The sequence below is a fragment of the Pseudomonas sp. AE27 genome, from assembly GCF_037113495.1.
GTDB lineage: Bacteria > Pseudomonadota > Gammaproteobacteria > Pseudomonadales > Pseudomonadaceae > Aquipseudomonas > Aquipseudomonas palmensis.
This window is the reverse complement of the sequence record NZ_CP146966.1, coordinates 1,837,426-1,850,347: the sequence shown is the minus strand read 5'-3', so window position 1 is coordinate 1,850,347 and position 12,922 is coordinate 1,837,426. Positions and strand designations below refer to the sequence as shown.

3 protein-coding genes are annotated in these 12,922 nt (G+C 67.4%); 2 read left to right on the top strand and 1 reads right to left on the bottom strand.

Annotation, left to right across the window (positions count from 1 at the left end; genetic code table 11):
- Positions 1 to 12: 12 nt before the first annotated feature.
- Complete coding sequence (locus V9K84_RS08455) at positions 13 to 3,051, bottom strand: FAD-binding and (Fe-S)-binding domain-containing protein (protein WP_043862794.1); 3,039 nt, start codon at positions 3,049 to 3,051, stop codon at positions 13 to 15.
- Between the two features lie 159 nt (positions 3,052 to 3,210).
- On the opposite strand from V9K84_RS08455, the gene V9K84_RS08450 reads away from it, so the two are divergent.
- Together V9K84_RS08450 and V9K84_RS08445 are read left to right on the top strand one after the other, a co-directional pair.
- Complete coding sequence (locus tag V9K84_RS08450; RefSeq protein WP_078480977.1) at positions 3,211 to 4,107, top strand: LysR substrate-binding domain-containing protein; 897 nt, start codon at positions 3,211 to 3,213, stop codon at positions 4,105 to 4,107.
- Between the two features lie 212 nt (positions 4,108 to 4,319).
- Entirely contained in the window at positions 4,320 to 12,911 is an 8,592-nt protein-coding gene (locus tag V9K84_RS08445) for a glycoside hydrolase family 94 protein (protein ID WP_088514905.1), read from the top strand.
- The last annotated feature ends 11 nt before the right edge of the window (positions 12,912 to 12,922 follow it).

Genomic DNA, 12,922 nt, shown 5'->3' with positions numbered 1-12,922 from the left:
GCCAGGCCATCATCACACTTGCCGGGCTACCCGCGCCAGCAACACCTCAAGCGGGTGCTGCAACCCCTGCCCCTCCTGGCGCTTGACCTGGCTGCGGCACGAATAACCATCGGCCAGCAGCCGGCCACCCTGCCCATGCCGGGCCACGATCGGTTGCCAGGACTGCTGGTAGATGATCGCGGAGGTGGCCACGTTGCGGGTCTCGTGACCATAGGTACCGGACATCCCGCAGCAACCGCTCGCAAGCACCTGAAGCTTGAGCCCCATGCGTTCGAACACCTTCTGCCACAGCGCTATCGCCGCCGGCTCGTTGGTCTTTTCGGTGCAGTGCGGCAGGAACTGGTAGACCTCTTCGTCGACCACCGCTGCCGATTCGGGCAGCACCGACGCCAGCCACTCCTGCGGCAAGGCCACGGTCGGGGCACCGTCGTTGCCCAGGGTCTTGCGGTATTCCTGGCGATACACCAGGGTCATCGCCGGGTCCAGGCCCACCAGGGGTACGCCCGAGGCCTGCAACAGCAGCAGCGACTTGGCGTTGAACTGCGCAGCCTTGGCGAACGCACCCAGAAAGCCCTGCACCTGCAACGGCTTGCCATTGGGTGCAAACGGTGCCAGGTACACCTGGTAGCCGAGGCGGCTGATCAGTTCCAGCCACTGGGCTGCCAGAGGCGTTTCGAAGAAACGGGTGAACGCGTCCTGCACCAGGATCACGCTGCGCTTGCGCTGTTCGTCGGACAACGCGGCCAGGGCGCCCACACTTGCCTGCTTGACGTTCCAGCGCTTGCACTCGGCTTCGAAGTCATGGGTGCTCAGCAGCGGGCTGTCGACCATGCCGGCCATGTGCTGCAGCGCGTAGCGCACCGGTGTGGCGGCCATGATCGCGTTGTACAGTCGCGGCAAGCGCGCCAGGTGCGGGATGCTGAACTCCAGCGAGCCGATCAGGTAGTCCTTCATCGGGCGCAGGTAACGACTGTGGTACAGCTCCAGAAAGCGCGAGCGAAACTCCGGTACGTTGACCTTGATCGGGCATTGCCCCGCGCACGACTTGCACGCCAGGCAACCGGACATCGCCTCGTACACCTCATGTGAGAAGTCCTTGCGCCCAACCAGGCGCGCCAGGGAGTTCCAGGTGCGCTGCGCTACACCGGTTACCCTGCCCGCTCCCGCCAGGTTCAGCACGTCCACCCCCGCCTCGCCCTGGCGGCGCAGCCATTCGCGAATCAGCGAGGCACGGCCCTTGGGCGAGTGGATGCGGTTGCGCGTGGCCTTCCACGACGGGCACATGGCGTCGTTGGGGTCGAAGTTGTAGCACGCGCCGTTGCCGTTGCAGTGCACGGCGCTTTCATAGTGTTGCCACACGCGCTCGTCGATGGTGCGGTCCAGGTCGCCGCGCAGGGTTACCGCGTCCACCTCGGTCAGGCGCGCCGCCGGCACGCTCGACGGGGTGGCGATCTTGCCAGGGTTGAGCTGGTTGAACGGGTCGAACGCGGCCTTGAGGTCCTGCAGCGCCGGGTACAGCTCACCGAAGAAGTCCGGCACGTACTGCGAGCGCAGGCCCTTGCCGTGCTCGCCCCACAGCAGGCCCCCGTACTTGTGGGTAAGCGCCGCGACGGCGTCGGAAATCGGCCGGATCAGCTGGGCCTGGGCCGGGTCCTTCATGTCCAGAATCGGCCGCACGTGCAGCACGCCGGCATCCACATGGCCGAACATGCCGTACTGCAGGCCGTGGCTGTCGAGCAAGGCGCGAAACTCGAAGATGTAGTCGGCAAGATTCTCCGGCGGCACAGCGGTGTCTTCCACAAAGGGCTGCGGGCGTGCCTCGCCCTGCACGTTGCCCAGCAGACCGACCGAGCGCTTGCGCATGGTGTACACCTGGTTCACCGCCTGGGCACCCACCGCCAGGGTATGGCCCAGGCGCACCACCGAGGTGTCGCGCTGCAGGTGCTGGATGAAGGCGTCGACGGTCTGTTCAAGGGCATCCAGGTCGTCGCCGCTGAACTCGATCAGGTTGATGCCCAGGGTCTGGGTGTCGGGGTGCGGCGGGAAGTACTGGGCCACGCCGTGCCACACGATGTCCTTCATCGCCAGCATCAATACCTTGGAGTCCACCGTCTCGATCGACAGCGGGCTGTGCGCCATCAGCGCCTTGGCGTCGCGCAGTGCATCCATGAACGCGGCGTACTGCACGTTGACCAGGATCGAGTGTTTGGGAATCGGCAGCACATTGAGCCTGGCTTCGACGATGAAGCCCAGCGAGCCTTCCGAACCGCACAGCACGCTGTTGAGGTTGAAGCTGTCCGGGGTTTCGCGCAGGTGCGCCAGGTCGTAGCCGGTCAGGCAGCGGTTGAGCTTGGGAAAGATCGCCTCGATCAGCGCCGCCTTGTCGTCGGCAATGGCCTGGGCGCAGCGATAGACTTCGCCGACCTTGTCGGTACGGGCGGTACAGGCCTGCAACTGCGGGTTGTCGATCGGTGCGGTGTCCAGGCGAGCGCCGCCCAGCAGCACGGTGCTCAGTTCGAGCACGTGGTCGCGGGTCTTGCCATAGGTGCAACTGCCCTGCCCGCTGGCATCGGTGTTGATCATGCCGCCCACGGTGGCACGGTTGGAGGTGGACAGTTCCGGCGCGAAGAACAGGCCGTGGGGCTTGAGCGCGGCGTTCAGCTGGTCCTTGACCACCCCGCTCTGCACCCGCACCCAGCGCTGCTCGACGTTGATCTCGAGGATGTTGTTCATGTGCCGCGACAGGTCGACGATGATCCCGTCGGTCAACGACTGGCCATTGGTACCGGTACCGCCGCCACGCGGCGTGAGCACCACCGAGCGATGCTGCGGCTGGGCGACCAGGCGTGCCAGCAACTCGACATCCTGCGCGTCACGGGGGAAGACGGCCGCCTGGGGCAGGCGCTGGTAGATAGAGTTGTCGGTGGCCAGCACGGTACGCAGGCCCATGTCGCGCGCGACCTCGCCCCTGAAGCCCTCGCTCTGCAGTGCATCGAGAAAACGCTGGTAATGGCTGGCGGGGACACGGTCGGGGGCAAGCAGAGCAATCATGACAAGGGATCCTGAGGCGATACATGACGCAGCGTCACATTCAAAACACGTATGCTTGGCAGCCAGGCAAGGTCTGCCGCATGCTTTATGGGGCTATGTTCCCGTGTGCGGCGCGGGCCTACAACTGAATTTCGTGTGACTTTTGCATGAGCTTTATGAATGAATCCAAGACGACTCACCCCTTCCATGTCGGTGCTTATCGCGTTTGAGGCCTCGGCGCGCCATGGCAGCTTCACCAAGGCGGCCGAAGAACTGGCGCTGACCCAGAGTGCGGTCAGTCGCCAGGTGCAGGCGCTGGAGGCGCAACTGGAGGTGGCGTTGTTCAGCCGCGTGGGCCGGCATATCGAGCTCACCGCCGCCGGCGCCCTGTATCACCACGAGCTGGCCGCAGCCCTGGCCCGCATTCGCAACGCGACGCTGCAGACCATCGCCCACAAGGCCGGCGACGGGCCGCTGCACCTGGCGGTGCTGCCCACGTTCGGCTCCAAGTGGCTGCTGCCGCGCATGAATGACTTCTACCGCCGCCACCCCGGCGTGCTGGTGCACATGCATTCGCGCATTGCCCCGGCCGAGCAGGACAAGGATCAGATGCACGCCTTCATCAGTGTCGGCACCGGGCATTGGCCCGGCCATGTGGCGCATCGGCTGCTGTCCGAGACGCTGGTGGTGGTGGCCAGCCCTGGCGCCCTGCCCGGCTACGCCAGCCTGACGCCGGCGGACATCTCGCAGCAGGCTCTGCTAAGCGTGGTGTCACGCCCCCATGCCTGGGCCGACTGGTTCGAACAGAACGGCCTGCAGCACCGGGCCATGCGCATGGGGCCGGGCTTCGAGCTGACTGCCCACCTGATCCAGGCGGCGGTGGCCGGTATCGGCATCGGGCTGGTGCCACGCATCCTGGTGCAGGACGAGATCGCCAGCGGTGAGCTGGTGGCCTTGTTCGAGCCGGTGGACAGCGGGCGTGGCTACTACCTCACCTACGCCACGCGCTATCAGCAGTTGCCAGCGCTGCAGGCGTTCACCCAGTGGCTGCTGTCGGTCGAGTTTCCCGACAGCTGAGCGGCGTTACCGGCGCCATGTAGGAGCCGGCCTTGCCGGCGAAGGCACCGACGCCGTTGCCGCAAGGTGCGCGCTGCCCTTTCGCTGGCATGGCCAGCGCCTACCGGGTTGCAGGGCACAAAGCCCACTGTGTTCGCTAGCGAACAGACGCCTGCGCCATGTGTCGCCACACTGGGGGCCAGACCCCGCGACGCGAGCACCTACAGGCCTTTATGGATAATTACTGGAGCCGTGCACGCGCCAGTCTGCGCAACGCAGGCCTTTGGCGCACCACACCCCGCAAGTTCGAATACGAAGCCATCCTGCGCTCCGAACTGTTCAGCGCCGAGCAGATGGCCGCCCACGGCACCTTTCTGGCCCAGCATCACGCCCTCAGCCCCCGCAGCGGCAAGGACACCCTGCTGGCACGGCTGGCCGACAACGAACGGACCCTGGCCAGCAGCTGCGCGGTGCTGATCGCCGAACAGCCCACCGCGCGACGGGTCACGCCGGCGGCCGAATGGCTGCTGGACAACTACTACCTGGTCGAAGAACACATCCGCATCGCCAAGACCCACCTGCCCAAAGGCTACAGCCGCGAGCTGCCACGCCTGGCCAACGGCGTGTCCAGCGGGCTGCCGCGGGTGTATGACATCGCCCTGGAAACCATCGCCCATGGCGATGGGCGCGTCGACGTGGACAGCCTGAGCCACTTCGTCGAGGCCTACCAGAGCGTCACCTCCCTGGCGCTGGGCGAGCTGTGGGCCATTCCGATCATGCTGCGCCTGGCGCTGATCGAAAACCTGCGCCGGGTCGCCTCGCGGGTCATGGCCAGCTGGGCCGACCGCAACCTGGCCAACGACTGGGCCGACCGCCTGCGCGAGACCGCCGGGCGCGACGCCAAGAGCGTGGTGCTGGTGCTGGCCGACATGGCGCGCTCGCAGCCGCCGATGACCGCCGCCTTCGTCGCCGAGCTCGCACGCCGCCTGCAAGGCCAGAGCGCCGCGCTGATCCAGCCGCTGACCTGGGTGGAGCAGATGCTCGCCGAATCCGGCCTGAGCATCGAGCGTCAGGTGCAGCTCGATGCCCAGCAGCAGGCAGCCGACCAGGTCTCGGTCAGCAACAGCATTGCCAGCCTGCGCCTGCTCGCCACCAGCGACTGGCGCGAATTCGTCGAGCACATGAGCCACGTCGAACGGGTGCTGCGCAGCGATCCTGCCGGCATCTACCCAGCCATGGACTTCGCCAGCCGCGATCATTACCGGCATGTCATCGAGCGCCTGTCCCGGCACAGCGCACAGTCGCAGGCGGCAATCGCCCGCGCCGCCGTCGAACTGGCCGCCGGTGCGCCCAGCCCGCTGCCACACGCCAGCGCCACCACCCATGTGGGGTTCTACCTGGTCGGCGCCGGGCGAGCGCAGCTCGAGCGCCGCGTGCACGCCGGCGTGGCGCTGGGCGAGCGTTGGCGGCGCCTGCTGCATCGCGCGCCACTCACGTTCTTCCTCGGCCCGGTGGCGCTGCTCACGCTGGGCCTGAGCGCACCGCTGCTGTACACCACGCTGCGCGATGGCTGGCCACTGGCTGTGCTGCTTGCGCTGGCCCTGCCCACGCTGGTGATGACCAGCCGCCTGGCCATCGACCTGGTCAACTGGCTGGTGACCCTGAGCGTGACGCCCCGCCTGCTGCCGCGCCTGGATTTCAGCGAGGGCCTGCCCGCTGAGGCGCGTACTTTGGTGGTGGTGCCCACGCTGATGGCCAATGCCGCCGATATCGAGGAGTTGGCAGAGGGGCTGGAAGTGCGCTTTCTGGCCAATCGTGACGAGTACCTGCACTTTGCCCTGCTGACCGATTTTCTCGATGCGCCCAGCGAAACCCTGCCTGAAGACGCCGCGCTGATGGCCCTGGCCGCCAGCCTGATCGAGGGCCTGAACCACAAGTACCCGAACGATGCGCGCTTCGTGCTGCTGCACCGTCCGCGGCGCTGGAACCCCGCCGAGCAGGTATGGATGGGCGTGGAACGCAAGCGCGGCAAGCTGGCCGATCTCAATGCACTGCTGCGCGGGCACGGTGAGGGGCGCTTCATGTTGCAGGTGGGGGATGTCCAGGTGCTGGAGGCGGTACGTTACGTCATCACCCTGGACACCGACACCCAGCTGCCGCGCAATGCGGCCCGCCAGTTCGTCGGGGCCATGCAGCACCCGCTCAACCGCGCCCAGGCTGGCAGCGGCTACGCCATCCTGCAACCGCGGGTCGGCATCAGCCTGCCCAGCGCGGCGCGCTCGCTGTATGCGCGACTGTTCGGCAGCGACGCCGGCGTCGACCCGTACACCCGCGCAGTGTCGGACGTGTACCAGGACCTGTTCGAACAAGGCTCGTTCATCGGCAAGGGTATCTACGACGTGGATGCGTTCGAGCAGGCGCTGCAAGGCTGCCTGCCGGACAACCGCATCCTCAGCCACGACCTGATCGAGGGCTGCTACGCCCGCAGCGGGTTGCTCAGCGATGTTCAGGTGTTCGAAGAGTACCCGGCCCGCTACAGCGCCGACGTCAAGCGCCGCCACCGCTGGATTCGCGGGGACTGGCAACTGCTGCCGTGGGTGCTGCCCTGGGCGCCCACCGCTGACGGCACCTGTGCGCGCAACCGGCTGGACGCCCTGGCCCGCTGGAAGCTGTTCGACAACCTGCGCCGCAGCCTGGAGCCCGGTGCATTGCTGTGCCTGTTGCTGTGGGGCTGGCTGGCCTCGGGCCGGCCCGGGCTGTGGACCCTTGCCGCGCTGTTGCTGGTGTTGACCCACGCGGTGCTCGGCACCCTGCTGGAGATACTGCGCAAGCCTGTCGACGTACCCCTTGCGCAGCACCTGTGGGCGGCGCTGCGCGGCTGCGCCCTGCATTTCGCGCGCGCCAGCCTGCACCTGGCCTGGCTGCCGTTCGAGGCCTACTACAGCCTCGACGCCATCGTGCGCACGCTGTGGCGCATGCTGGTCAGCAAGCAGCGCCTGTTGCAATGGAGCCCGTCACGGGAAGTCGAACGCACCAGTGTCAATCGCCTGGGGGCCTTGTACCGCAGCATGTGCAGCGCCCCGATACTGGCCCTGGTCGTGGGCCTGTGCCTGCTGCCAAGCCCCATGACCCTGGCCCTGGCGGCGCCCTTGCTGCTGGCATGGCTGGCCAGCCCGGCACTGGCCTGGTGGATCAGCCGCCCCTCCCCGCGCGCGCACTTCGACCCCACTGCCGAAGACCTGCGCTTTCTGCGCAACCTTGCGCGCCAGACCTGGGCGTTTTTCGAGCAATACGTCGGCCCCGACGACCACTGGCTGCCCCCCGACAACGTGCAGGAGCTGCCGGTTGCCCGCATTGCCCACCGCACCTCGCCCACCAACATGGGCATGGCCTTGCTGGCCCACCTGGCCGCCCACGATTTTGGCTACCTGGGCGGCGGGCGGCTGCTCGAGCGCCTGCTGTCCATGCTCGACAGCATGGACGGGCTGGAGCGTCACCAGCGCCACTTCTACAACTGGTACGACACCCTCACCCTGAAACCCCTGCCACCGCTGTACGTCTCCACGGTGGACAGCGGCAATCTTGCCGGTCTGCTGCTGACCTTGAAGCCCGGCCTGCTGGGCCTGGCCGACACACCGCTGGATGATCCGCGCCAGGCCCAGGGGTTGCTCGATACCCTGGAAGTCTTCGGCCAGGCCTTGACCAATGCCGGCCTGCCCGCCACCGAGGTACAGGCGTTATGCCGGCGTCTGCAGGCACCTCAGCCACACGATCTGGTGCAGCTGCTGCAGGACGCACTCGACCTGCCGGCGCCCGCCGACGATCCGGATGCGCGCTTCTGGTTCGACAGCCTGCAACGTCAGTGCACCGAGCAGCGCGACGAACTGCTGCGTTTTGCCCTGCCTGCCACCAACGAACCGGGCGTGCGGCCGCCGACCGGTTGCTGGCGCGACCTGGCGCGGCTGGACGCCGAGCAGTGGTGCGCTGCCGATCGCCCGCAGGTGCTGCAGGTACAGGCCCTGGCCCGCCAGCGCATGCAGCAGGCGGCGCAGCTTGCCCAGCGCGTCGAGGCCATGGCCGACATGGACTTCGGCTTTCTCTACGATGCCCGCCGCGAGTTGTTCGTGATCGGCTACAACGTCGATGAGCGACGCCTGGACAGCGCCTTCTACGACCTGCTGGCGTCCGAAGTTCGCCTGACCAGTTTCGTGGTCGTCGCCCAGGGCCAGGTGCCTCAGGAAAGCTGGTTTGCCCTGGGGCGCCTGCTGACCAGCAATGCCGGGGTGCCGGTGCTGCTGTCGTGGTCCGGCTCGATGTTCGAGTACCTGATGCCGATGCTGGTGATGCCCAGCTACGAAGGCACCCTGCTCGACCAGACCTGCCAGGCGGCCGTCACCCGCCAGATCGAGCATGCCAGCCAGCTGGGCACGCCCTGGGGCGTTTCGGAGTCCGGCTACAACACCGTCGATGCGCACTTGAACTACCAGTACCGCGCCTTCGGCGTGCCGGGGCTGGGCCTCAAGCGTGGCCTGGGCGAGGACAACGTGGTCGCGCCCTACGCCAGTGCGCTGGCACTGATGGTCGCGCCCGCGGCCGCCTGCCACAACCTGCGGCGCCTGGCCAGGCAGGGGGTGGCCGGGCGGTTCGGGCTGTACGAGGCGGTCGACTACACCCCGGCACGCCTGCCCCCTGGCACCGATGCTGCCGTGGTGCGCTCGTTCATGGCACACCACCAGGGCATGAGCCTGCTGGCCCTGACCTCGCTGCTGCTGGGTCAGCCCATGCAGCGGCGCTTTGCCGCCGAGCCGGCCTTCCAGGCCTGTGCCCTGCTGCTGCAGGAGCGCGTGCCCAAACGCGCCACGCAATACCTGCATGCAGCCCAGGCGCCTACCGTCGACGATGCCAGCCAGGGCAATGAAACCAAGCTGCGCGTGTTCACCGACCCGGACCGTCGTCGGCCGGCTGTGCAACTGCTGTCCAACGGGCGCTACCACGTCATGGTCAGCAATGCCGGTGGCGGCTACAGCCGCTGCAACGACATGGCAGTGACGCGCTGGCGCGAAGACATCGCCAGCGACAGCCTTGGCACCTTCTGTTACCTGCGCGACGTGGCCAGCGGGCATTTCTGGTCCACGACCTACCAGCCCACCCAGCATCGCGCGCACAGCCAGGAAACCGTGTTCACCGATGCCCGCGCCGAGTTTCGCGTGCGCGAGTTCAACTTCGACTGCCACACCGAGATCGTGGTGTCCCCCGAGGACGATATCGAGCTGCGTCGCCTGCACCTGACCAACCGCGCCCGTACCCGGCGCACCCTGGAGCTGACCAGCTACGCCGAAGTGGTGCTGGCCTCGGCCATCAGCGATGCGCTGCACCCGGCGTTCAGCAAGCTGTTCGTGCAAACCGAGCTGGTGCGACCGCTGCAGGCGATCCTGTGCAGCCGGCGTCCGCGTGCCAGTGACGAAGCCGTGCCGTGGATGTGCCACCTGCTGGCAGCCCACGGGGCGGACATCGAGCAGATCTCCTACGAAACCGACCGTGCCCGCTTCATCGGCCGCGGCCGCACCCTGCAGGCGCCGGCCGCGCTGACTGACACCTGCGAGCAGCTGTCCGGCACTGCCGGCGCGGTGCTCGACCCGATCGTGGCCATCCGCTGCCGTATCAGCCTGGAGCCTGGCCAGAGCGCCACCATCGACCTGGTCACCGGGGTGGCCGACAGCCGCGAGGCCTGCCTGCACCTGATCGACAAATACCGCGACCGGCATCTGGCCGACCGGGTGTTCGACCTGGCCTGGACCCACAGCCAGGTGCTGTTGCGCCAGCTCAACACCTCGATGGCCGATGCCAGGCTGTTCGAACAGATGGCGGCCTCGGTGCTGTATGCCAACCCTGCATTGCGCGCCGAAAGCGCCGTGCTGGCCAGCAACCGGCGCAGCCAGTCGGGGCTGTGGGGCCAGGCGATCTCCGGGGACCTGCCCATCGTGCTGGTGCAGATCGCCGACCCGGCCAACATCGAGCTGGTGCAGCAGATGGTCCAGGCCCATGCCTACTGGCGCCAGAAAGGCCTGGTGGTGGACCTGGTGATCTGGAACGAAGACCAGGCCGGCTACCGCCAGCAACTGCAGGACCTGATCATGGGCCTGGTGACCTCCGGGGTCGAAGCGGCCCTGCTGGACCGTCCCGGCGGCATCTTCGTGCGTCCTGCGCAGCAGCTGTCCAGCGAAGACCGCACGCTGATGCGGTCGGTGGCACGCCTGATACTCAACGACAGCCATGGCAGCCTGGCCGAGCAGGTCCACCGGCGGCGCATCGAGCCGGCCCTGGCACCGTTCACCCCGAGTTTGCTGCAAGGGCCGCAGAGTGCCGGCTACACGCTGCAGCCGCTGGCCATGGCGCCCACGCTGGGCAACGCCTACGGCGGCTTCAGCGCCGACGGCAGTGAATACGTCATCAATCATCGCCCGGGCCAGCCGACCCCGGCGCCCTGGGTCAACGTGCTGGCCAACCCCGGGTTCGGCAGCATCGTCTCGGAAACCGGCGGTGCCTACAGCTGGTACGAAAACGCCCACGAGTACCGTTTGAGCCCCTGGCACAATGACCCGGTCAGCGACCCCAGCGGCGAAGTGCTGTACCTGCGCGACGAAGATTCCGGGCAGGTCTGGTCGCCGACCCCGGCGCCCTGCCCGGGCAGCGGCGCCTACCGAACCCGCCACGGCTTTGGCTACAGCGTGTTCGAGCATGTGCAGGACGCCATACACAGTGAGCTGTGGGTGTTCGTGGCGCTGGATGCGCCGGTCAAATTCTCGCGCCTGGTGCTGTGCAACACCGGCGATCGTGCGCGACGCCTGTCAGCGACCTGCTACGTGGAATGGGTGCTGGGGGACTTGCGCAGCAAGTCGGCCATGCACGTCGTCACCGAAGCCGACCCGTTCAGTGGCGCACTGTTTGCGCGCAACGCCTACTCCATCGAATTCTCGGGCCGCGTGGGGTTTCTGGACTGCGACTGGCCCCAGGCCGGCCTCAGTGGCGATCGGGTCGAGTTTCTGGGGCGCAACGGTACCCTGGCCGACCCGGCAGCCCTGCGCCGGGCACGCCTTTCGGGGCGCCTCGGCGGCGGCATGGACCCCTGTGGTGCGCTGCAGGTGAGCGTCGAGCTGGCGCCTGGTGAAAGCCGCGAAGTGGTGTTCCGCCTGGGCGCCGAGCAGGATGCCAAGGCCGCCACCCGGCGGGTGCAGCAGTACCGCGGCGTACGCGCCGCCAACGTCGAACTGGCGCGGGTCACGCAGTACTGGCGCACCACCCTGGGCAGCCTGCGCATCCACACCCCGGAGCCTGCGCTGGACGTGCTGGTCAACGGCTGGCTGATGTACCAGGTGATTGCCTGTCGCTTCCATGCCCGCAGCGGCTATTACCAGTCCGGCGGTGCATTTGGCTTCAGGGACCAGTTGCAGGACAGCATGGCCATGGTGCACGCCGACCCTGCCAGCAGCCGCGCCCACCTGCTGCTGTGTGCCCGCCACCAGTACGTGCAGGGCGACGTGCAGCACTGGTGGCACCCGCCGATGGATCGCGGCGTGCGAACCCGTTGCAGCGACGACATGCTCTGGCTGGCCCTGGCCACCAGCCGCTATGTGCAGATCACCGGCGACACTGCGGTGCTGAACGAGCCCGTCGGCTATCTGGACGGTCGCGCACTCAACAACGGCGAGGAGTCCTACTACGACCTGCCCGGTCATTCGCCCCTGCAAGAGCCCCTCTACCAGCATTGCCAGCGCGCGCTGGAGCACGGCCTTTGCGTCGGTGCCCACGGCTTGCCGTTGATGGGCAGCGGCGACTGGAACGACGGCATGAACAAGGTGGGCGAGCACGGCATCGGCGAAAGCGTATGGCTGGGCTTTTTCGCCCACGAGGTGCTGCGTCGGTTCGCCGAAACGGCGCAGTTGCATGGCGATGCCCGCTTTGCCCAGCGCTGCGGCGAGCAGGCGCGGCTACTGCGCAGCAACCTGCAGGCCCATGCCTGGGACGGCGCCTGGTACCGGCGTGCGTATTTCGACAATGGCCAGCCCCTGGGGTCGGCCAGCAACCAGGAGTGCCGCATCGACTCCATCGCCCAGAGCTGGTCGGTGCTGTCGGGCGCCGCGCCCCTGGATCACTGCCGCAGTGCCATGGCATCGCTGGACCGCCACCTGGTGCGGCGTGATATCGGCATCGTGCTGCTGCTGGACCCGCCGTTCGACAAGGGCACGCTCGACCCCGGCTACATCAAGGGCTATGTACCGGGGGTTCGTGAAAACGGGGGCCAGTACACCCACGCCGCCGTGTGGGCGAGCATGGCGTTCGCCCGCCTGGGCGACGGCGCCCGCGCCTGGGAACTGATGCGCATGATCAGCCCCCAGAGCCAGGGCCATGCTACCCGCATCGACACCTACAAGGTGGAGCCCTACGTGATGGCGGCGGATGTCTACGGTGTGGCGCCCCATGCCGGGCGCGGCGGCTGGAGCTGGTACACCGGTGCGGCCGGATGGATGTACCGGCTGATCGTCGAATCGCTGCTGGGGGTGGAGCGCCAGGGCAACACCCTGCTGCTGCAACCGCTGCTGCCGCCAGAATGGTCGGGCTTCAGCCTGCAGTACCGGTATGGCGCCAGCGTTTATCACATCGATGTGCACCGGGGCACACAGGCCGTACAGGTGCTGAGCCTGGATGGCGAGGTGATCGACGGCACAAGCCTGTCGCTGGTCGATGATGGCGCCGAGCATCAGGTCACCTTGCTGTGCGCTGCATCGGCAACCGCGACGTTACCCTTGCTAAAGGGAGTACCCTAGGGCCTTACCCT